This window comes from Variovorax sp. efr-133-TYG-130, from assembly GCF_030208835.1.
GTDB lineage: Bacteria > Pseudomonadota > Gammaproteobacteria > Burkholderiales > Burkholderiaceae_C > Variovorax.
The window spans coordinates 100,167-120,921 of sequence record NZ_JARVTD010000004.1; the positions used below are offsets into that span (position 1 = coordinate 100,167).

19 protein-coding genes are annotated in these 20,755 nt (G+C 68.2%); 7 read left to right on the top strand and 12 right to left on the bottom strand.

The features are described 5' to 3' along the window. Positions 1–7: 7 nt before the first annotated feature. A complete protein-coding gene (locus QRN67_RS06920) occupies positions 8–853 on the bottom strand; it encodes a symmetrical bis(5'-nucleosyl)-tetraphosphatase (RefSeq protein WP_106938228.1) in 846 nt (281 codons plus the stop codon). 23 nt (positions 854–876) lie between these two features. Between QRN67_RS06920 and QRN67_RS06925 the strand changes: the two genes are divergently transcribed. From QRN67_RS06925 to QRN67_RS06950, 6 genes are all read left to right on the top strand, one after another. Further along, a complete protein-coding gene (locus QRN67_RS06925) occupies positions 877–2,190 on the top strand; it encodes a hemolysin family protein (RefSeq protein ID WP_081267562.1) in 1,314 nt (437 codons plus the stop codon). A gap of 10 nt (positions 2,191–2,200) precedes the next feature. Continuing rightward, entirely contained in the window at positions 2,201–3,187 is a 987-nt protein-coding gene (locus tag QRN67_RS06930) for a serine/threonine-protein kinase (RefSeq protein ID WP_081267563.1), read from the top strand. 37 nt (positions 3,188–3,224) lie between these two features. Beyond that, positions 3,225–4,205 carry a hypothetical protein gene (locus QRN67_RS06935; RefSeq protein WP_081267564.1) on the top strand — a complete coding sequence of 327 codons (981 nt, stop codon included), beginning with the start codon at positions 3,225–3,227 and terminating at the stop codon, positions 4,203–4,205. Positions 4,206–4,212: 7 nt separating this feature from the next. Next, on the top strand, positions 4,213–5,556 hold the full coding sequence (locus QRN67_RS06940) for an adenylosuccinate synthetase (protein WP_253819826.1): 1,344 nt from the start codon (positions 4,213–4,215) through the stop codon (positions 5,554–5,556). A 136-nt stretch (positions 5,557–5,692) separates the two neighbouring features. Continuing rightward, positions 5,693–6,094 (top strand): GGDEF domain-containing protein, encoded by a 402-nt coding sequence (locus QRN67_RS06945; RefSeq protein WP_503010880.1) that lies wholly within the window; start codon positions 5,693–5,695, stop codon positions 6,092–6,094. Between the two features lie 866 nt (positions 6,095–6,960). After that, positions 6,961–7,617 (top strand): restriction endonuclease, encoded by a 657-nt coding sequence (locus tag QRN67_RS06950; RefSeq protein WP_285411215.1) that lies wholly within the window; start codon positions 6,961–6,963, stop codon positions 7,615–7,617. A 337-nt stretch (positions 7,618–7,954) separates the two neighbouring features. On the opposite strand, the gene QRN67_RS06955 is transcribed toward QRN67_RS06950, so the two are convergent. After that, the gene (locus QRN67_RS06955; protein ID WP_285411216.1) at positions 7,955–9,154 is read right to left on the bottom strand and encodes an amylo-alpha-1,6-glucosidase; all 1,200 of its coding nucleotides are present in this window, start codon (positions 9,152–9,154) and stop codon (positions 7,955–7,957) included. Between the two features lie 268 nt (positions 9,155–9,422). Between QRN67_RS06955 and QRN67_RS06960 the strand changes: the two genes are divergently transcribed. After that, positions 9,423–9,770 carry a hypothetical protein gene (locus tag QRN67_RS06960; protein ID WP_285411217.1) on the top strand — a complete coding sequence of 116 codons (348 nt, stop codon included), beginning with the start codon at positions 9,423–9,425 and terminating at the stop codon, positions 9,768–9,770. 12 nt (positions 9,771–9,782) lie between these two features. On the opposite strand, the gene QRN67_RS06965 is transcribed toward QRN67_RS06960, so the two are convergent. The 10 genes from QRN67_RS06965 to QRN67_RS07010 all read right to left on the bottom strand — a co-directional run bounded on the left by QRN67_RS06965 (position 9,783) and on the right by QRN67_RS07010 (position 20,711). Then, a complete protein-coding gene (locus QRN67_RS06965) occupies positions 9,783–10,214 on the bottom strand; it encodes a GNAT family N-acetyltransferase (RefSeq protein WP_285411218.1) in 432 nt (143 codons plus the stop codon). 98 nt (positions 10,215–10,312) lie between these two features. After that, the gene (locus QRN67_RS06970) at positions 10,313–11,290 is read right to left on the bottom strand and encodes a CobW family GTP-binding protein (protein ID WP_285411219.1); all 978 of its coding nucleotides are present in this window, start codon (positions 11,288–11,290) and stop codon (positions 10,313–10,315) included. A gap of 7 nt (positions 11,291–11,297) precedes the next feature. Next, positions 11,298–12,977: an amidohydrolase gene (locus QRN67_RS06975; RefSeq protein WP_285411220.1), complete on the bottom strand. Its 1,680-nt coding sequence runs from the start codon at positions 12,975–12,977 to the stop codon at positions 11,298–11,300. Beyond that, positions 12,974–14,011 carry an ABC transporter ATP-binding protein gene (locus QRN67_RS06980; RefSeq protein WP_285411221.1) on the bottom strand — a complete coding sequence of 346 codons (1,038 nt, stop codon included), beginning with the start codon at positions 14,009–14,011 and terminating at the stop codon, positions 12,974–12,976. Before QRN67_RS06980 ends, QRN67_RS06975 begins: the two co-directional genes overlap by 4 nt. Next, positions 14,008–15,057, bottom strand: coding sequence for an ABC transporter ATP-binding protein (locus QRN67_RS06985; RefSeq protein ID WP_285411222.1), 1,050 nt, complete (start codon positions 15,055–15,057; stop codon positions 14,008–14,010). Before QRN67_RS06985 ends, QRN67_RS06980 begins: the two co-directional genes overlap by 4 nt. After that, on the bottom strand, positions 15,057–15,950 hold the full coding sequence (locus QRN67_RS06990) for an ABC transporter permease (protein ID WP_285411409.1): 894 nt from the start codon (positions 15,948–15,950) through the stop codon (positions 15,057–15,059). The genes QRN67_RS06985 and QRN67_RS06990 overlap by 1 nt, the downstream gene beginning before the upstream one ends. Positions 15,951–15,964: 14 nt before the next feature. Further along, entirely contained in the window at positions 15,965–16,951 is a 987-nt protein-coding gene (locus QRN67_RS06995; protein WP_253819827.1) for an ABC transporter permease, read from the bottom strand. 12 nt (positions 16,952–16,963) lie between these two features. Further along, the gene (locus tag QRN67_RS07000) at positions 16,964–18,577 is read right to left on the bottom strand and encodes an ABC transporter substrate-binding protein (RefSeq protein ID WP_285411223.1); all 1,614 of its coding nucleotides are present in this window, start codon (positions 18,575–18,577) and stop codon (positions 16,964–16,966) included. A gap of 204 nt (positions 18,578–18,781) precedes the next feature. Continuing rightward, on the bottom strand, positions 18,782–20,266 hold the full coding sequence (locus QRN67_RS07005; RefSeq protein ID WP_285411224.1) for an NAD(P)/FAD-dependent oxidoreductase: 1,485 nt from the start codon (positions 20,264–20,266) through the stop codon (positions 18,782–18,784). A gap of 31 nt (positions 20,267–20,297) precedes the next feature. After that, positions 20,298–20,711: a nuclear transport factor 2 family protein gene (locus QRN67_RS07010; protein WP_285411225.1), complete on the bottom strand. Its 414-nt coding sequence runs from the start codon at positions 20,709–20,711 to the stop codon at positions 20,298–20,300. Positions 20,712–20,755 lie beyond the last annotated feature (44 nt).

The window sequence follows — 20,755 nt, forward strand, 5'->3', positions numbered from 1 at the left end:
CCTGGCGCTACTTGCCCGGCTTCTGCGACTGCTCGCAATCGACCTGGATCAACTCGCGCTCGTCCAGCGTCGCGCCGATGCGCACCGCGCTCAGGCAGCCGCCCCACACGCAGCCGGTGTCGGTCGAGAGCAGATCGGGACGCGAGAGCCAGCCCAGCGTCGACCAGTGGCCGAAGGCGATCGTTGCCCTGGCGGTCTTGCGGCCGGGCACGTCGAACCACGGCATGTAGCCTTCGGGCGCGGTGGCGGCACTGTCCTTGGCCTCGAACTCCATCACGCCGTCGGCCGTGCAGAAGCGCAGCCGCGTCAGCGCATTGACGATGGCGCGCAGGCGGGCGCTGCCGGTGAGCGTGTCTTGCCATTGCGCCGGCTCGTTGCCGTACATCGACAGCAGGAATTCGCCCAGCGCCGGGCCGCGCAGCACCGATTCCACCTCCGCGGCCAGCGCCAGCGTTTCGCCCACTGTCCACTGCGGCAGTACGCCCGCATGCACCATCAGCAGGTCGCCGCCGCCGATGCGCATGTGCAGCGCCATGTGCTGGCGGCGCACCCAGTCGAGCAGCGCTTCGCTGTCGGGTGCCGCCAGCAGTTCGGCCAGGGTGTCCTTGCGGCCGGCCTTGCGCGCACCGTGCGACACGCCCAGCAGATGCAGGTCGTGGTTGCCCAGCAGGCTCAGCGCCGAAGCTCCGTAGCCCTGCACGCGGCGCAGCACGGCGAGCGAGTCGGGCCCCCGGTTCACCAGGTCGCCGAGCAGCACGATGGTGTCGCGGCTAGGGGAGAAATCGATCTTCTGCAGCAGCCGCCCGAGGGGGGCGTCGCAGCCTTGCAGGTCGCCAATCAAGTAAAGTGACATTCCCTCATTCTCCCCCTCAGTTCATGGATGTCTTCCTGCTGGCCTTGCTGACGACGCTCAACGCGGCGTTCGCAATGTCCGAAATGGCCCTTTCCACCAGCCGCCGCGCACGCCTCGCGGCCTTGGCCGAAACGGGAGACGCCGGCGCCGAGGCGGCGCTCAAGCTGATGGAGTCGCCGACGCAGTTCCTGTCCACGGTGCAGATCGGCATCACCTCCATCGGCATGCTGAGCGGTATCGTCGGCGAGGCGGCCTTCGCGGCGCCGCTCGCGGTGTGGATGGAATCGGTCGGCATGGGCGCCGGCACCGCCAGCGTGGTGTCCACCGCCGTGGTCGTCACCTGCATCACCTTCTTCACCATCATCTTCGGCGAGCTGGTGCCCAAGCGCATCGGCCAGCTCTACCCCGAGCCGGTAGCGCGCTTCGTGGCGCGCCCCATGCGCGGGCTGGCCAAGGCGGCCAAGCCCTTCGTGTGGCTGCTGGCCGGCGCTACGGCCGCCACGCTGAGGCTGCTGCGCATCGACGCAAATGCGGCCCGCTCGGTCACCGAGGAAGAAATCTCGGCCAGCCTCGAAGAGGGCGTGGACGCCGGCGTCATCGAGCAGCATGAGCACCAGATGGTGCGCAATGTGTTTCACCTCGATGACAGGCGCCTGTCGTCGCTCATGATTCCGCGCGCCGACATCGAATGGCTCGATGCCTCGTTCACCGTGCGGCAGGCGCTGCAGAAGGTGGCGGACGCGGCTGCGCTCAACCTCGTGCATTCCTGGTATCCGGTGTGCCGCAATTCGCTCGACGACGTGGTGGGCGTGATCAGCGTGGCCCACCTGCTGCGGCTGGGCGCCGCGCACACCGGCGTGCTGGGCCAGGAAGCCACGCCGGCAGTGTTCGTGCCCGAGACCCTCACCGGCATGGAACTGCTCGAGCAGTTCCGCGAGCGCGCCGGGCGCCTAGTGTTCGTGGTCGACGAATACGGCGTGGTGCAGGGCCTCATGACCCCGCGCGATCTGCTCGAAGCCATCACCGGCGAACTGCAGCCCGGCATGCAGACCGACGCATGGGCGCGCGAGCGGCCCGACGGCGTGTGGGAACTCGACGGCCTCATGCCGGTGTCCGAATTGCGTGCGCGCCTTGGCATCCGCGAGCTGCCCGATGAAGAGCGGGGCCGCTACAACACCGTGGCCGGCCTGCTCATGTCCGTGTCCGGCCACCTGCCGGAGGTCGGCGAGCACATCGATTGCGCCGGCTGGTGCTTCCAGATCGTCGCGCTCGAAGGCCGCCGTATCGACCGCGTGCTGGCATCGCCCGATCCGGCGGTGGCGCCCGAGGCCGAGTAGGGCGCGGCTCATGCTGTCGCTGCTTGCTCTCAGCTGTCCGCAATGCTCTGCGCCGCTGCCGCGGGCTGCGCGCTGGCGCACCGTCGATTGCAGCTATTGCGGCGCCACCATCGTGCGCGGCGAGGAAATCGTCGAGCGCGAGAGCTTCCGCGCCGCGTTGCGCAGGGCGAATGCCGATGTGCCCGGCGGGCGCGTCCTTGCATGGCGCGGCGCGCGTTATCGCGTACTGGCCCCGCTGGCCACCGGCGAGCACAGCGAGGTGCTGCTCGCGGAGCGCCTGGGCGCGCTACCCGAACGCGTGACCATGAAGCTGGCCCGCGACAGCGCAGCCAACGGCGTGCTGCTGCGCGAAGCCTCGGTGCTCCAGGCCTTGCAGGACCTGTCGGTTCCGGGCGCCGCCTACTTCACGCGCCGGCTGCCGCAACCGGTGGGCACGGGCATCGCCGAAGGGCTGGGTGACGGCGCCCGCCAGGCGTTGGTGCTGCGCCACCCCACCGGCTTCTGGGGCAGCCTGCAGGACGTGGAACAGGCCAATCCGAAGGGCATCGACCCGCGCCATGCCGTATGGATCTGGCGCCGCATGCTGGAGGTGCTGGCCTTCGTGCATGGCGCCGGCTGGACGCACCGCGGCCTGTCGCCCGCGCATGCGCTCGTGCATCCGCGCGACCACGGCGTGCTGCTCATCGGCTGGTCGCGTGCACAGCATGCCGCCGGTTCGGCCCATGCGGCCGCGGCTGCGCGCGACCTCATGCAGGCCGCGTGGACCGTGCGTGCCTTGCTGCACGGCGGCGAGGGTGATGCGGCCGACGCCCCAGGTTTCGGCGCGCGCACCCCCTCGCCGCTTGCGGCGCTGCTGCGCCAGTGCAGTGACGACTTCACCGCCTGCGAACGGCTCGGCGCGCAAGGCATCGAGCAGGCGCTCTCGGCGGCCTCGCGCGAAGCTTTCGGCGCGCCGCAGTTCGTCCATTTCGACCCCGCGCCGCGCCGCGGCGCCTGACCCCCTTCATCTTCCTTCCGCATCAAGGAGTCACTACATGGGCTACGGAAACTACTCGCATGCCGCCCACACGGCACTCATCGCCGACCGCGCCGCCAAGCCCGGCGCCGAGGTCTTCACCCAGCGCTCCACCCATCCGCTGATGAACCCGCAGGGGCTCAAGGTGCGCGAGTCGCGCGACAACGCCGACCACCCCAACTCGCTGGGCATCGTCTTCGCGCTCGACGTCACCGGTTCCATGGGCGACATCCCGCAGACCCTGGCGCGCAAGGAGCTGCCCACCTTCATGAAGCTGCTCACCGACTGCGGCGTGGCCGACCCCCAGCTCATGTTCATGGCCATCGGCGACGCCACCTCGGACCATGCGCCGCTGCAGGTGGGGCAGTTCGAATCGACCGCCAACCTCATGGACCAGTGGCTCACCTGGAGCTACCTCGAAGGCGGCGGGGGCGGCTCCGGCGAGGAAAGCTACGAGCTGGCCTTCTATGTCATGGCCCAGCACACCGACATGGACTGCTGGGTCAAGCGCAAGAAGCGCGGCTATCTGTTCGTCACCGGCGACGAGCTGCCGTACCCCGCCGTGTCGCGCCATCAGGTGGAAGGGCTGATCGGCGAGAAGCTCGACGAGGACATCCCCATCGAGGAGGTCATTGCCGCAGCGGCCGAGACCACCAACCTGTTCTTTCTGATCCCCGACGCGCAGCGCCGCCGCCGCTGCGAAGGCCGCTGGCGCGAACTGCTGGGCGATCACGTCATCTGCATGGATTCGCCCGACGACGCCTGCGCCGTGGCCGCCGGCATCGTCGCGCTCACCGAGAAGGCCGTCCCCAGCCTCGAGGCACTGGCCGGCGTCATGAGCGGCACCGGCATGGCCAAGGAACGCGTGGGCGGCGTGCTGCACGCACTCGACGGCTACGCCGCGCTGCTCGATCCGGCGGCATCGCGCCGCGCGCCACCGGCCGTGGCCACCGCCGCGGCCGGCCCGCGCTCGTCGTGGTGGAAGCGGCTCTTCGGCTGATCGCAGGGTGAGCGCCGCAGCCTTCATGGCCACGCGCTACGTCTCGCTGCTCGGCCTCGGCTTCGGAGACTGCGGCAAGGGGCTGTTCACCGATCATCTGAGCGGCGCTCTGGGGGCGCACACGGTCGTGCGGTTCAACGGCGGCGCGCAGGCGGGCCACAACGTGGTGCTGGCCGACGGACGCCACCACACCTTCTCCCAGTTCGGCGCCGGCAGCTTTCATGCGGGAGTCGGCACGGTGCTGGCGAGCCCGGTGGTCGTGCACCCGACCGCGCTGCGTGTCGAGGAAGAGGCGCTGCGGCGCGCGGGCGTGAACGACGCCTTCTCGCGCCTGCTGGTCGATGCGCGTTGCCGCGTGACGACGCCGTTCCACCAGGCGGCCGGGCGGTTGCGTGAATGGGCGCGCGGGTCTGACGCGCACGGCAGTTGCGGCGTGGGAGTCGGTGAAACCGTTCGGCATGCGCTGGCCGCGCCGGACGAGGCCTTGCGCTACGGCGACCTGCCGTTCCCGGCCCGCGCGCTCGAAAAGCTGCAGGCCTCGCGCACCGCGCTGCTTCGCGAATTCGCGCACACGGCCTTCTCGCATGCCGGCGCCGCGCAGGAACTGTCTGTGCTGCAGGACGAATCGCTGGCACGGCGCTGGCTCGATGCCGTTGCGCCATGCCTGGCGCAATCGCCCCCCGCCAGCGCGGACCGCATCGCCGAGCGCCTCGCGCGGGCCGGAACCGTGATCTTCGAAGGCGCGCAGGGCGTGCTGCTCGACGAGTGGCGCGGTTTCCATCCGCACACCACGTGGAGCACGATCTCTGCGGCGGCGGTCGAGGCCGTGCTGCGCGACGCGGGCATCGACGCACCGGTGCAGCACCTGGGCGTGCTGCGCAGCTATCTCACGCGGCACGGCCCGGGCCCGCTGCCGACGCACGACCGCGCGCTCGACGCGCGCCTGCGCGAGCCGCACAACGCGGATGAAGGCTGGCAGGGCGTGTTCCGCAGGGGCCATCCCGATGCGGTGCTGCTGCGCTACGCACTCGACGCGGTCGGCGCGCTCGACGGACTGGTGGTGAGCCACCTCGACGCCGTCGATGGTGCCGGACTGCGCTGGTGCGCCGGCTACCGCACGGAGGACGCAGGCCGCCTCACCGCGCTGCCGGCCGGCGGTGTGCGGGACCTTGCGCACCAGCACGCCCTGACGCGGTTGCTGCAGGGCGCCGAACCCATCTACGAAGCGCACCCCATCGCCACGGCGCACGCATGGGTCGCGCATGCCGAGGCGCTGAGCGGCTTGCCCGTGCGCTTCGGCGCTTTCGGCCCGACGCGCGAGACCGTGCGCGACCGCAAGCATCTTCCTTGATCAGAGCCTTCGTGAGCGAGTGGAACATTCCACTTGTCGTCGGTGCCGGTCTGAGCGCCATCGCGGCACTGCTGCTGCCGGACCTGGATCATTCAAGCGGGTCGATGATTTGCATGGCCATCATGGCGGCGACCTGGTGCTGCAGGCTTTTGCAAAGCGAGTGCAGGCGAGGCTGCGATCGGCGGACGTGTTCGCCCGATTGGGCGGCGAGGAATTCGCGGTGCTGCTACCAGACACCGATGGAATGCGTGCAGATCAGGCGCCCTACCAGGCCAAGTGGCAAGCCGCAATCGGGTGGTGGTATGGGAGAGCGAGACATTGGCACGGGCAGAAGCCGCCGCCGCGTGACCAATTCATGGGAGGCGAAAAGTATTCATTCGACGCAAACTCGCCGCCTCCAGTTTCAAGGTGGCGCGCATGCCGAAGTTGTCCGAATACATCCGTGAGAAGTTTCCCGTCGACCTCGTCCTGGGCAAGGTCCGCCATGCGATCCAGTTTGCCGAGGGCGGCGGCATCAAGGCCCTGGGCCTGGACATGACGGCCCAGGAATGCCAGGCGATGGTCGACAAAGTGGTGCTGACCCCCGCCGCCGGCAATCACCGCCATGTGCGCTTCATCGGATTCGACCAGGAGCGCGTCAACGGACTGGGCGCCGGGCTCGACATCGCGCTGCGGATGCTCGAGGAAGCGAAGCGCAACGTCGGCCTTCACACATGGCCAGGCAAGACGCACTTCGAAAGCATCTTCGGCTCGCGTGCATGGCATGGCAGCAGCGCCACCCGCAAGGCGGGGGCGGCCGCCGGCAACGCCAACGCCGAATCCGGGTTCGCGTCGCGCGCGAGCTATGTGCGCGCCAAGATCGACCAGATGATGGACGACCTGCGCGATCCGCGCTGGATTCTGTACAAGAGCAACGAAGCGGGCGATGCCGCGGCCCTGAAGGGCGGCCGGGGCGGCTATCTCATGGCGATCGGCCCGGCATTTCCGCGCGGAGCGGTCGGGCACTTCCATGCCGGCGTGCTGATCCACGAGGTGGGCCACAACCTCGGGCTCGCCGATGTCTGCGGCGAATGCCAGCAGCATCGCCAACTGCTCGACGCCACCCACTATGCGCCGCGGTCGGACGCCAACATCCCGCAGTGCACCGGCAACACCCCTCACGGCGCGATGGCCGCCTCGGGGAAGGGCCACTTCATCGGCTCGAAGCAGGTGAAACGTCTGGCGGACGCGCACAAGAACGCCACCATCTACAACACCGACTCCTACCGCTGGTACTGCTATGCCTTCTTCAAGAACGAGGTGGATGCGGGCATCTCGGCGCACAAGGCGCTGTTGGAGCCGGCTTGAGCCGAGCCTCTGAAGATCTGAGGCATAGAGTTACATTTGTCTCCCAGGAGGCACGACATGACTGGATTCTGGCGTAGGAGCAAGGCTGATTCGGAAGAGGAGAAGCGGGCGATAACTGAAGTACTTGGCAGAGGCGGAGCAAAGCCAGAGCCCCAGGCAAAGTGGTCGCCCGGAGTATTCGACGACATCGAGTGGCGTCGCTTCGAGGCTTTATGTGAAGCTCTATTCGCGCAAGCAGGCGTTCGTACCGAAAGCCAGTCACACGGGGCCGACGGCGGAATCGACATCTGGCTTTATTCGGCCAATAGCCCGAAACCGATGATCGTGCAATGCAAGCACTGGAGAAGCAAGCCCGTAGGTGTGCAACAGATGCGTGAATTTTTCGGAGTTCTCAAGGCACACGATCTGCAATACGGCACATTCGCTACCAGCTCGACATTTACCTCCGACGCACTGGAATTCGCTAGGAGCAATGGCATAAATGCACAAGACCGCGCGGGGTTGCTGCAACTGATTTCGCGACGCACAGCCGATCAACAAGCTTCACTTCTGAAGGTTGCCTACGATGGCGAGTTCTGGCGACCAACCTGCGTCAAGTGCGGAGTGAAGATGGTGGAACGTCAGCCCAAAGACGGGGGAGTCCCGTTCTGGGGCTGCGCCAACTTCGCAAGGCTGCGCTGCATGAACAGAATGCAAATGGCGGGCAAGCGCTGATTGCCGCTATCCGCGGTTGCCGCGAGCCACGGCAATCAACCTGCATTTTTGTGCCGCCTGCCCTGCGTTGAGCTGTGACAGCCCATGAATCAACTGACGCCTTATGCCGTGGTGCGCGTCAAATGTCTTGTGGCAACGGGCAATGACTACGACGGCTGGTGCGTGAACAAACGCCCGCCTGCGATAGGTGATGTCGGGACATTGCTCGACGTCCTTGCAGCGCCGGACCTGCCCTATAGATACGTGGTGGAAAGCTGCGCCGCTGATGGCATGACGGTCTGGCCGGGAGATTTCCTCGCAGAAGAATTGGAGCCTTTCGAAGGTCAGCGGCGCCCGCTCACCAGGCCACCCCATCCCCCAGCAGTTCCCGCCGCGCCAGCAGGAACGCGGCCGCATTCCAGCTCTGCCCCGCCATTCCCATCGGCGCCAGCGTGCGCCCGTGAAACCACTCGGTGAATCGCCAGTCGTCCTGCGCGTTGGCCTGTGCCAGCCGCGCGAGTTCGGTCCATGCCTGCTCATGCAGCCCAAGCCGCGCCAGCGCCATCACCCAGAAGCCGCCGACGAACGGCCAGATGCCTCCGTTGTGGTACTGGTGCACGATGTTCTGCTGGTGCCGGCCCATGTATGCCCGCCACAGCTCATGCTGCTGAGACAGCGGATGCAGCACCACGCGCACCGGGTAAGGCTGCGATGCGTTCGCCGCCTCGATGGTCTGCACGATGCGCTGCGCCATCGCGGCGTCGGCCAGGCCGCTCTGAATGGTCAGCACGTTGCCGAACACGTCGCCTTCGTCTCCGACGACCGCGAGATTGACGAAGCTCAGGTACAGGCCCGGATCGCGCCGGCCACGCCGCGCGTAGTGGCGCAGCAACCGCGCGCGGTGGTACTCGGGCAGGTCTCGCTGGAACGGATTGAACAGGTGGTTGAAGTGGTGCCGGGTTTCTTCCGCATGCTGCAGCGCGAAACGGCGCTTGACGTCGAACCACAGCGCGTTGGTGTAGAGCACATAGCCGGAGCGCGGCATGATGTCGGCCCAGTCGCTGGCCTCGTTCTGCTGCAGCAGGCGGAAGTGCTGGTGCTCCTGCGCGAGCAGCCAGTGGATCGCGCGTTCCACCTCGGCCTGCCAATGCGTGGCTTCCACGTTGCCATGCCTGCGCACGTGGTCCACTGCAATGAGCCACCACAGGGTGGCGTCGATGCAGCCCAGGTACCAGAAGTCGGCGTCCTGGCCCTCGGGGTCGACGTACTTGGGAATCTGCCCGTTCGGGGCCTGTTGCGAAGCGAGCGCGTCGAGGCTGGCCACGGCGCCTTGTTCCAGCGCCGGTACGCCGGTGCCGCACATGGCCATGACGCAGATGGCGGCGTCGCGGCCAAAGATGCGCGTGTAGCGCCGCGCCACGGCGGCCTCGGTGCGGCTGGCGGCCAGGATGCCGTGCGGCGTGAGGTTGTCCTGCAGCAGTTCGAGGGACGCCCGTGCGCAGGTGTCGATGAGCGCGAGCGCGGGAGCGTCGAGGTTGTGGGCGGGGGTGGTCGTCATGGGGCTTTCTTTAGCTCAAGGCATTGACGTCACGAAGAAGCGGACAGGTTCAGGTCGTCGACAGTGTGTGCGGGTCAAGTATTGCAGTGTTTGCATTCGCGCTATGGATTTCGGGGGCATCGCTGCCGCTGGCCCTGCAGCAGGGACGCGCTTCGGCGTATGTTCGCCTGCTGGATTCGCCAGGAGAGACTGCAGCCCCGGCCTTTCCGGCCGGCGCCTTTCCTCTCGTCCTACAGACTGGCCGCGAGGCATGGGCCAGCATGCGCGCATGAAGAGCAAACCGATCCTTGCAGGCCTCGCCGTGGCCGTTTGCTTTGCGGCTGGCCTGGCTGCCGCCGAACCCGTGAAGCTGCCCGTGGACAACGACGACAAGGGCACCGTGTATGTGGCGCCCAACGTCAACCTCACCGAAACCTCGGCCTACACCACCGGTGCGACCGTGGGCGTCGAGCGGCGCGACGGCAGCGGCGCCTACATCGGCACCGACACCTCCACCCCCCGGCCGACCTATTCGCTCGGCGCGAGCACCGGCGGCAATGTGTCGCTCACCGGCGGTGTGTCGTCGGACGGCAAGGCCAACAACGGCGTGAAGGCCGGCGTGACCATCAAGTACTGACCGGCAGCAGCCTCAGACAAGCGTGCCGTAGACGATGAACCCGTCGTGCGACGCGACCTTGTCGTACAGCGTGCGGCCTGCGGCGTTCGTCACATGGGTCTGCCAGTACACCCGGTGGCCGCCTGCCTGCTTCACACGTTCATACACGCCTTGAATCAGCTGGCGCCCGACGCCGCGGCCGCGCTCCGATGGCAGCGTGAACAGGTCCTGCAGGTAGCAGGTCGGCTCGATGCGGGTGGTGCTGCGGTGAAACAGGTAGTGCGTGAGGCCGACGAGCTGGCCGTCACGCTCCGCGACCAGCGCATGCACCGGCTCGTAGGCGTCGAAGAAGCGCTGCCACGTCACCTGCGTGATCTCGTCGGCCAGGGCCGTGGGGCCCTCGCGTCCGTAGAAGGCGTTGTAGCCGTCCCACAGTGGCTTCCACGCCGAATGATCTTCCGCCACGGGAGGACGGATAGGAGAGAAGAAGAGCTTGTCATGAGGCTGCGGCTGCCTTGCCTTGGTGGAAAACGGACAAGCCCGCGATTGAAACATGACTGGGCTCAGGGCAGGAAAAAAGCCTTGAGCAATTCTTCAGGCAACTGGCCGCGCAGGCCGATAGCGACGACTCCCGCGCGCGCTTCGCCGGCCGGTGGCGCGGTCTTGCGCAGCGTGCCGTGGCGGCCGGCGAACTGCACCTCCGACCATTCATCGCCCGCGTCCCCTTGGCCGGTGCGCAGCACGCCCTTCAGGCGCAGCACGCCGGGCGGCATGTCGCGCAGCCAGGCACGCAGCCTGGCGACGGGAATCACCGCTTCGGGCTGTGCATTCCACGTCTGGAACAACCCGCCGTGATCGGGTGCGTCGTGCGCGTGATGATGGTTGTGGCAGCCAGGCCCGCAGGCATGGGGCAGCGTGTGCGCCGCATGCGGCAATCCCGACAGCAGAACCAGCGGCACGGCCGACTCCACGGTCTGGATGCACGGCGTGCCTGGCGCGGTCGCCGCGACCCAGGCATCGGCGCCCGCCAGCGCATCGGCGGATGCGATGTCCGCCTTGTTCACCACCACCAGGTCGGCCGACTTCACCTGCCGTGCCAGCGTGTCCGCCAGCAGCGGGTCGCGAGACTGCTGTGCCGCCGCGCTCGCATCGACCAGCACGATGACGCTTTCCAGGCTCAGCTCCGGCGCCGCCATGCCGATCTGCGCGATGCGCCACGGGTCCGACACGCCGCTGGCCTCGATCACCACCGCGTCGAACGGCGTCCGGGCCTCGATCACTTCCACCAACGCCCGCCCCAGGTCGTCGCCGATCTGGCAGCACACGCAGCCGTTGGTCAGCGCGGTGGTGTCGCCGTGCGTGGCGGCGATGAGATCGGCGTCGATGTTGAGCGCGCCGAAGTCGTTCACCAGCACCGCCAGGCGCAGCCCATTCGCCTCGCGCAGCCAGCGGTTGAGCAGCGTGGTCTTGCCCGCGCCCAGGAAGCCGCCAATGACCGTGAGCGGCAGGCGCTTCCGTTTCGGGTCTGTCGATGCGGTCACGCGGTCTTCAGCCCCGCTGCGCCTGGAACACGCGGCCCGACAGCACGGTGCCCCAGACGCGCGCGTCCTTCAGCGCCATCGGGTCCATCTCCAGCGGGTCGTCTTCCAGCACGCAGAAGTCGGCGCGCTTGCCGCATTCGATGCTGCCGATCTCGCCGTCGAGCTTGAGCGTCCAGGCCGCGCCGAGCGTGATGGCGCGCAGCGCCTGCGGCACGGTGATGCGCTCGGCCTCGCCCAGCAGGCGGCCCTTGGGCGTGATGCGGTTCACGGCGCACCACGCGGTGAACAGCGGGCCCAGCGGCGTGACCGGTGCGTCGGAGTGGATGGCCAGCGGCACGCCCGCCGCGAGCGCGCTGCCGCAGGCATCGAGGCGGTTGGCGCGGTCGGGGCCCATGGTCATTTCATAGTGCTGGTCGCCCCAGTACCAGATGTGGTTGGCGAACAGGTTGGCGCACAGGCCCAGCGACGCCATGCGGCGGAACAGCGGCGCATCGATCATCTGGCCGTGCTGCAGCGTGTGGCGGTGGTCGGGACGCGGCGCGCGCGTGAGCACGCGGCCGATGGCGTCGATGGCCACTTCGCTGGCCTCGTCGCCGTTGGTGTGCGTGTGGATGGTGAGGCCGGCGCGGTGGTAGGTCTCGAAGTCGGCCTCGTACTGCGCGGGCGCCGTCACCCAGATGCCGTTGGGCGCGCCGTTGAAATGCCCCGGCCAGCGCAGCCGTGCGGAGAAGCCCTGGATCGAGCCGTCCAGCATCATCTTCACCAGTCCGTAGCGCAGGCGGTCGGTGTTGCGCGGCACCAGCGACTTCACATGCTCCGCGCCCTGTGCGGCACCGTGCGTGCCATGGAAGGCCTGGAATGCGGGCAGGATGCGCACCGCGAAGTCCTCGTCGCGCGTCACTTTCTCGAGCACGCCGCAGTCGTCCGCGGCGAGCTTGTTGACCAGGTCGGTCGCGGTGGTCACGCCCTGCAGGCAGGCCAGCCTGGCGAACGAGCGCACGCCGGCCTCGGTCATCGGCGCGAGCAGGCCGGCGTTGCCGATCTTGCGCAGCACCAGGAACATGGCGGCCGGCTCCTGCAGCTCGCCCGTGGGTTCGCCTTCGTCCGCGCCTTCGGCGAACTTGACCACGCCCTCGACCTCGTTGTCGCGCGTGATCTCGGCGATGCGCAGCATGGCACTGTTGACGTTCATCAGGTGCCCGTTGGCATGGCCGATGACGATGGGCCGCGTGGCGCTCGCGCGGTCGACGTGATGCACCGTCATGCGTTCTCCGCCGAAGTAGATGGGGTCGAAGCCCCAGGCAACCAGCGGCTCGGTGTCGGGCACGCCGTCCGCCGTCATCTTTGCGGCGACTTCCGCCAGGCGCGAGACCACCTCGTCCATCGAGCGCAGGCCGCTCCAGACCTTGCCTTCGGGGTCCCGGCGGTCGAACCAGCCCAGGTACGTCCAGTCCCACATGCTGCCTTCCTTGAGGTGGCAGTGGCCTTCGACGAGGCCGGGCATCAGAACCTTGGCCGCGAAGCGCTCGTCCAGCGCGAAGGCGCCCCATGCCTGCATGTCCGCCAGCGAGCCGACGGCCAGCACGCGGCCGTCGCGCACCGCCACGTGGGTGGCATGCGGCTGCATCGGGTTCATGGTGATGATCTTGCGGGCGGGGTAGACGGTGGTTTTTGTTGCTTGGCTCATGGCGACTCTGGAATCGAAAGAGGAGGGTGCGGCAGGCCGTCGACGACGTCGACACGCCGGCAGCGTACCCAGTGATCGGGCGCGACTTCGCGCAAGGGCGGCAGCTCGGCCGCGCAGGCCGGCTCCGCCACCGGGCAGCGCCCGGCGAAGCGGCAGCCGGCGGGCGGGTTGATGGGGCTCGGCGGATCGCCGCTCAGCTTGATGCGGTGGGCCGCGCGCCGGCGCCCGCCGCTCACCGTGGGCACCGCCGACATCAGCGCCACGCTGTACGGATGCAACGGCAGCGCGAAGAAGCTGCGCCGCGGCGCGCGCTCGACGATCTGACCGAGGTACATCACGGCGATGTCGTCGCAGATGTGCTCCACCACCGCCATGTCGTGCGAGATGAAGAGGTAGGTCAGCCCCAGCTCGCGCTGCAGCCGCGACAGCAGGTTCAGTATCTGCGCGCGGATCGCGATGTCCAGCGCCGACACCGGCTCGTCGCACACCACCAGTTCCGGGTTGGTGGCCAGCGCCCGCGCGATGTTGATGCGCTGGCGCTGCCCGCCCGAGAACTGGTGCGGAAACAGGTGCTGCTGCTCGGGCCGCAGGCCGACCGCCTCGAACAGCTCCGCCACGCGGCGCGTGCGCTCTTCAGGCGTGCCGACCCGCATCAGGTCCAGCGGCGCGCGCACCGCGGCGCCCGCGCGCTCGCGCGGGTTCAGCGAGGAAAACGGGTCCTGGAAGATGATCTGCATGCGCGTGCGCGCCTGCCGCAGCGCCTCGCCGCGCAGTGCGGCCAGGTCGGTGTCGCCGAGCTGCATGCGCCCCGAAGTGACGGGCGACAGCCGCATCACCGCGAGCGCGGTCGTGGTCTTGCCCGAACCCGATTCGCCCACCACCGCGAGCGTGGTGCCGCGCCGGATCTCGAAGGACACGCCGTCCACCGCCTTCACCACTTCGGGCGCGCGGCCCCAGCCGGCCTTGCCGCGCGGAAAGTGCACCTTCAGGTCATCGACCGAAAGCAGTGTGTCGGTCTTGCCGATGAATGTCATGCGGCCTCCCGTTGGCGCTGGTCGAGGGTCTGCGCATGCAGCCAGCAGGCCGCGCCGTGCGGGATGCCGGGCGCGATGTCGCCGTGCACCACGAACATGGGCGGCACTTCCGTCGCGCAGCGCGCCAGCGCGCGCGGGCAGCGTTCGCGGAAGGCGCAGCCCGTGCCCAGCTCCCAGATCGACGGCACCACGCCCGCGATCTCGGCCAGGTCCTCGCGTGCGCCGTCGCCGTATGCCGCGCTGCTGCCCAGCTCCGGCAGGCAGTCGATCAGCCCGCGCGTGTAAGGGTGGCCGGGTTCCGACAGCACCTGTTCGGTCGTACCCTGTTCGATGACGCGGCCGGCGTACATCACCATCACGCGGTCGGCCATCTCGGCCACCGCGCCCATGTCGTGGGTGATGAGCATGATGGCCGTGCCCTTGTCGCGCTGCAGCTCGCGCAGCAGGTCGAAGATCTGCGCCTGCACCGTCACGTCGAGCGCTGTCGTCGGCTCGTCGGCAATGAGGATGTCGGGCCGGCAGGCCAGCGCCATCGCGATCATCACGCGCTGGCGCATGCCGCCGGAGAGCTGGTGCGGGTACTCGTCCACGCGCCGCTCCGGCGCCGGAATGCCCACCTGCCGCAGCATCTCGATGGCACGCTCGCGCGCCGCGTGCGCGTTCATGCCCGCGTGCAGCCGCAGCGACTCGCCGATCTGGTCGCCCACGCTGAACACCGGGTTCAGCGAGGTCATAGGCTCCTGGAAGATCATCGAGATGCGGTTGCCCCGCACTTCGCGCATGCGGGCATCGCTGGCCTGCACCAGGTCTTCGCCCTGGAACAGCACCTGCCCGCTGCGGATGCGCCCGGGCGGCGAAGGAATGAGCCGCAGCAGTGCCAGCGCCGTCATGCTCTTGCCGCAGCCCGACTCGCCGACCACGCACAGCGTTTCGCCGGCGCGGATCTCGAAGTCGACCCCGTTGAGCACCAGCGCCTGGCCGCGCCGCGTCTTGAATTCGACGTGCAGGTCCTGCACGCGCAGCAATGCGTCGTCTTGCGTGGCCATCAGCGTTCCCTCAGCTTGGGGTTGAGGGCGTCGTTCAGGCCGTCGCCAATGAGGCTCACGGCCAGCACGGTGATGAAGATCGCCGCGCCGGGGAAGGCCACGGCCCACCAGCAGGACAGGACGTATTGCCGGCTGGAGCCGATCATCAGCCCCCAGCTCATCTGGTTGGGGTCGCCCAATCCGAGGAAGGAAAGACCCGCCTCGAACAGGATGGCGGCGCCGATCGCCAGCGTGGCCGACACCACCAGCGGCGGCAGCGCGTTGGGAAGAATCACCTTCCAGATGATGCGCGCGTCGCCGGCTCCGATGGCCCGTTCGGCCCGCACGAACTCCAGTCCGCGGTACTTCATGAACTCGGCGCGTGTGAGCCGCGCCGTGCCGGTCCAGCTCACGATGCCTATGGCCAGCGTCACCGTCACCAGCGTGGGCGAGAACAGCGTGACCACCACCATCGCGAACAGCAGCGCGGGCAGCACCTGGAAGAACTCGGTGAGCTTCATCAGCGCGGCATCGATCTTGCCGCCGTAGTAGCCGGCAAAGGCGCCGAGCGTGATGCCGATCAGCACCGACAGCAGCGCGGCCACCGCGCCCACCAGCAGCGTGGCGCGCCCGCCGTAGATCAGCGCGGTGAGCACGTCGCGGCCCAGGTAGTCGCTGCCGAGCCAGGCGTCCTCGCTGAACGGCGGTGTGAGCGGCGCGGCCCTGATCTCGAACGGGTCGGCCGGGTAGAGCCACGGCCCGGCAACGGCCACCACCAGCACGATCAGCAACATGGCCATGCCGGCAATGGCGGCGGGGTTGCGCAGGAACATGCGCATCGCCTCCATGCCGGGGTGTTCCACGCGCACCGGCGGCTTGGCGGCGGGTTGGGAGGCGGAAGCAACAGGAGGCATCGCGATGACCTTGCTCATGAGGTCTTGATCCGTGGGTCGATGAAGCGGTAGCACAGGTCGGTGAGCTGGTTCATCACCACCACCACGACGGAAGAGAACAGCAGCACGCCCAGGATGGTCGGGTAGTCGCGCCGCAGCACCGACTCGAAGGCCAGCCGGCCGAGGCCCGGCCAGTTGAACACCGTCTCCACCAGGATGGCTCCGGCCAGCACGTTGCCGAACTGCAGCCCAAGCACCGTGACCACCGGCAGCAGCGCATTGCGCAGCGCATGCTTGTAGAGCACCACGCGGTCGGCCAGCCCCTTGGCGCGGGCGGTGCGAATGAAGTCCGAGCCCAGCACGTCGAGCATCGACGAGCGCGCGAGCCGGCTGTACTGCGCGAGATACACCAGGCTCAGCGTGAGCGTGGGCAACACCAGGTGCTGCGCCACGTCGAGCATGTCCGCGAAGCCGCCGGTGCCCGTCGAGTCGATGGACCGCATGCCCGCCACAGGAAGAATCGGGAACACCGAGGCCAGCAGGATCACCAGCATGATCCCCAGCCAGAACACCGGCGCCGCAAAGCCCACCAGCGACAGCACGGTGATGAACTGCGACAGCCACCCGTTGGGCTTGCGTGACGAAAGCACGCCGAGCGCGGTGCCCGCGAAGAACGCCAGCAGCACCGAACTCAGCACCAGCAGGAGGGTGGCGGGAACGCGCTCGGCGATCATCTGCGTGACCGGCAGGTTGAAGAAGTACGAGTAGCCCAGGTCACCGCGCGCCACCTTGCCCAGGTACACGGCCAGCTGCACCGGCAGCGACTTGTCGAGCCCGTACTGCGTGCGCAGCTGCGCCATCAGCTCGGGCGACATGCCGCCGCTGGCGCCGGCAATGGTTTCCACCGGGTCGCCCGGCGCGGCGTGCACCAGCACGAAGTTGAGCACCACCACCGCGATCACCAGGCCCAGGGCCTGGAGAAGTCGCGAGGCGGCATGGCGCAGAAACGGCAGCATGCCCATGACTCGTCCGCCTTACTTGAAGTACACCTCGTCCAGCGGCGACAACGGCCCCCAGATGGTGACCGGCACGTTGCCCAACTTCCTGCTGGCGACGGTGTGATACGGCACCTGGTTGATGAATTCGATCGGCAATTCGTCGGTCACGATCTTCTGGAAGGTGGCGTAGTAGGCCTTGCGCTGCGTCGGGTCGATCAGGCCGCCGGCGGTGTTGAGCAGCTCGTCGACCTTCGGGTTGGCATACGACTGGGTGTTGGTCCAGACGATGGGCTTGATGTTGGTCGAGAGGTAGGTGCGGTGCACGCCGATGATCGGGTCGCCCCAGTTGAACACCGTGTCCATCGACATGTCGAAGTCGTGCGAGGCCAGCCGCTTGGCCCAGGCCGGGAAGTCGGCCGAGGCGCGCACCTCCACCGTGATGCCCACCTTCTTGAGCTGGCCGCGGATGTATTCGGCCACGTTCTTCTGCTGGTCGTCCACGCCGGGCAGGTAGTCGATGGTGAGCTTGAAGCGCTCGCCGCCCGCGCCCGCCTTGTAGCCCGCGGAGTCGAGCATCTCGCCGGCCTTCTTCAGGTCGAGCGGGTAGCGCACCAGGTCGGGCACGGCGAACGGGCTGCTGGCCACCAGCGGGCCGTCGGACACGGTGGCAAAGCCGCCCATCAGCGCCTTGGTGATGAAGTTCTTGTCGATGGCGGTGGCGATGGCCTTGCGCACCTGCACGTCCGACAGCGGCTTCTTCGCCGTGTTGAATGCCAGCCAGTTGAGCGCGCCGATGCCGTCGTAGCCCTTGGGCGTGAGCGACATCTTCGGGTCGTTGGCCAGGCGCTTCAGGTCGGTGGGCAGCGTGGCGAAGGGCACCATCTGGATGTCGCCGCGCTCCAGGCCGAGCATCAGGCTCGCCGAGTCGGGCGTGATGTTGATGATGACCTTGTCGAGGTAGGGACGCCCGGGGATGAAGAACTTGTCGAAGCGTTCCAGCACCACCCGCTGGGCAGGCTTGAACTCGGCCACGCGGAAAGGGCCGGAGCCGATCACGTCGGTGGTGTTGCGCGGGTGGTTCTTCAGGTCTTGTCCGTCGCCGTAGATGTGCTTCGGAAGAATCGGGCACAGCGCGGGCGACATCGCCAGCACGATGGCGGGGTGCGGCACGCTCATGCGCACGACGGCGGTGTAGGGGTCGGGCGTGTCCACCTTCTCGACCGGGCCCATCATGGTGGTGAAGGGGTGGTTGGCCTTGATGGCCAGGATGGAGAAGGCCACGTCGGCTGATGTAACGGGCTTGCCGTCGTGGAACAGCGCGTCCTTGCGCAGCTTGAGCGTGAGCGACTTGCCGTCGTCCGCCAGCTTCCATGACTCGGCCAAATAGGGCTGCGGGGCCCACTTGTCGTCGAAGCGCAGCGGGCTGGCAAAGATCTGCGTCGACGGCATGGCGGTGGCGATGCCCGACTGCACCGCGCCGTTCAGGTGCCGGGGCGTCTGCGTGCTGCCGATCACCAGCGTGCCGCCGCGCCTGGGCTCGTCGGCCGCGAAGACGGACAGCGGCAGCAGGGTGCCTGCCGCCGCGAGGCTGGCGGACAGCAGGGTGGCTCGGCGCGAGAAAACTGGAAGCTCGGGATTGGGGATCGGCATGACAGGACCTCAGGGGAGTTCGACACAGGCAATCGGATTCGGCCCCGGTAAAGCGAAGGCCTTGGTGTCGAAGATAGGCGCTCGCCGCGTGACGGCGAAGAGCCAACGCGGCGCGACTCGCAGGGCCAGAAGGGGCGGGTTTGCCCCGTTGTGCGGCAGGCTGGTGCATCGGCCTGCGCCACTTCGGGGAATGCGCGCCTGCGCCTACTTCTCGTCGCGCAGCCAGTACCACTTGTAGAGCATGCGCTGCCCGATGCGCCGGAACGGCGCGAACGCGCGCGACTCGACCAGCCCCAGCACATTGGGAAAGGGCAGCGGCGAGCGGTAGATGGGCAGCTCGAACACTTCCTTGCCCGTGTCCTTGCCCGCGACGCGCTCGGCCAGCCGCTTGCCGGCCCAGGTCGAGAAGGAAACGCCGTTGCCGCCGTAGCCCACCGCGTACCAGATCTTCTTGCCGGCGTCGGGCTGCGTGATGCGCGGCATCATGTCGTGGCTCATGTCGACCCAGCCCCACCACGAGTAGTCGATGCGGATGCCCGCCAGCGGCGGGAACTTGCGCGCGATGGCGTCGGTGAGCAGCTTCAGGTGCACCGGGTGTTCGGCGTCGGCGCCGCTCACTGAACTGCGGCTGCCGATCTGCAACCGGTTGCCCTTGAGCAGTCGGTAGTAGAAGCGCAGCGTGCGCGTGTCGGTCAGGAAGGTCTGCGACCTGAAGTTGGTGGCCTGCAGTTCGGCGTCGGTGAGGGGGCGCGTGACCACCGAGTTCGACAGGATCGGCATGATCCGGTTCTTCAGCATCGGGTTCAGCGCCTGCCCGGTATAGCCGCCGGTGCACACCGCCACGCGGCGCGCGCGCACCACGCCCGCGGGCGTGCGCAGGTGGTGCACGCCGTCGACGGTGTGCCAGCCCTGCACCGGGCTCGAGGTGTGCACCGTCACGCCCAGCGCGCGAGCCCGCTGCATCAGTCCGAAGGTGAACTTCAAGGGGTGGATGCCGATGCCCTCGGCCTCATACATCGCACCGACCGTCTCGCGTTCGTCGCAGTAGTCGCGGCGCACTTCCTCGGCGCTCATCATGCGGGCGGCGTAGCCGAACTGCTCGCGCATCAGGCGCGCCTCGGCGTCCAGGATCGGCAGCTTCTCGGGCCGGTGCGCCAGGTAGAGATGGCCGCCGTCGAAGGCGTCGCAGTCGATCTGCGTGGTGAGATGGCGGAAGTTCTCGAAGCCGCCGCGGATCTCGGCGTCCAGCCGCCTGGCGGTGTCGATGCCCCAGCGCGCGATCCACTGCGAGCGCTTGAGGCGGCCGCTCGCGTTCTGGCCCTGGCCGCCGCTGCGGCTGGAGCAGCCCCACGCGGCCTGGTTGGCTTCGAGCACGGTAGCGCGAATACCGTGCTCCTGTGCCAGGTAGAGCGCGGTCGACATGCCGGTGGCGCCCGAGCCGATGATGGCCACGTCGACATCGATGTCGCGCACCAGCGGGCCGTCGTCTTCGGGCGGCGTGCCGGCGCTGGCCACCCACCAAGTCGGCGCGTAGGCGCGGCCGGCGCCGGGGTCGGGGGCGTGCAGCGGGTCGTATTGCGGGTCGTAGGGGCGAAACGGTGCCTGCGTCGGCTGCTGTTGCTGCTCGGGCGATGCGCCGTCGACGGTGGCGCTGGCGGTGGCGAACTGCGCCGTGCCTGTCATGGTCATGAAGGGCTCCAGTAGGAGGAGGAAGGTCGGCTCACTTCGCAGCGGGCAGGTTGGGGCGGGCCTTGCGGAACACGTTCTTCAGGTGGATCTTTCCGTCCCTGAATGTGAAGACGTCGATGCCGTCGGTCTCGATGCGGCTGCCGTCGGCGGCGGTGCCGGTGAAGGTCCACTGCGAGGTGCCGAAGTCGCCGTGCACGAAGTGCTGGCCGTTGATCCATTGCGCGTCGGGCACGGTTGCCCAGGCGGCGGCGAAGGCCTTGCGCACCGCCTCGGTGCCCGTGTGGCGCGTGCCGCAGGCGTCGGGGCCGGCGGCGGTCTGGAAGATGCAGTCGGGCGTCATGAAGCCCATCAGCGCGTCGATGTCGTGGCGGTTCCAGGCGTCGCTGAATGCGGCGAGGGTGTCGGTGGTCACGGGGGAAGAAGAGGAAGCAGGCTGGGCGGTCACGCGGGAACTCCGGAAATTGATGCGGCAAGCGTAGGCAGCCGCCT

Bases quoted from the DNA above. Each gene is read 5' to 3' on its own strand.
- QRN67_RS06950 (WP_285411215.1), top strand. From the start codon at position 6,961: ATGACTGGATTCTGGCGTAGGAGCAAGGCTGATTCGGAAGAGGAGAAG.
- QRN67_RS06925 (WP_081267562.1), top strand. From the start codon at position 877: ATGGATGTCTTCCTGCTGGCCTTGCTGACGACGCTCAACGCGGCGTTC.
- QRN67_RS06930 (WP_081267563.1), top strand. From the start codon at position 2,201: ATGCTGTCGCTGCTTGCTCTCAGCTGTCCGCAATGCTCTGCGCCGCTG.
- QRN67_RS07005 (WP_285411224.1), bottom strand. From the start codon at position 20,266: ATGACCATGACAGGCACGGCGCAGTTCGCCACCGCCAGCGCCACCGTC.
- QRN67_RS06990 (WP_285411409.1), bottom strand. From the start codon at position 15,950: ATGCCTCCTGTTGCTTCCGCCTCCCAACCCGCCGCCAAGCCGCCGGTG.
- QRN67_RS07000 (WP_285411223.1), bottom strand. From the start codon at position 18,577: ATGCCGATCCCCAATCCCGAGCTTCCAGTTTTCTCGCGCCGAGCCACC.
- QRN67_RS06960 (WP_285411217.1), top strand. From the start codon at position 9,423: ATGAAGAGCAAACCGATCCTTGCAGGCCTCGCCGTGGCCGTTTGCTTT.
- QRN67_RS06975 (WP_285411220.1), bottom strand. From the start codon at position 12,977: ATGAGCCAAGCAACAAAAACCACCGTCTACCCCGCCCGCAAGATCATC.
- QRN67_RS06935 (WP_081267564.1), top strand. From the start codon at position 3,225: ATGGGCTACGGAAACTACTCGCATGCCGCCCACACGGCACTCATCGCC.
- QRN67_RS06920 (WP_106938228.1), bottom strand. From the start codon at position 853: ATGTCACTTTACTTGATTGGCGACCTGCAAGGCTGCGACGCCCCCCTC.
- QRN67_RS06995 (WP_253819827.1), bottom strand. From the start codon at position 16,951: ATGGGCATGCTGCCGTTTCTGCGCCATGCCGCCTCGCGACTTCTCCAG.
- QRN67_RS06955 (WP_285411216.1), bottom strand. From the start codon at position 9,154: ATGACGACCACCCCCGCCCACAACCTCGACGCTCCCGCGCTCGCGCTC.
- QRN67_RS06980 (WP_285411221.1), bottom strand. From the start codon at position 14,011: ATGACATTCATCGGCAAGACCGACACACTGCTTTCGGTCGATGACCTG.
- QRN67_RS06985 (WP_285411222.1), bottom strand. From the start codon at position 15,057: ATGGCCACGCAAGACGACGCATTGCTGCGCGTGCAGGACCTGCACGTC.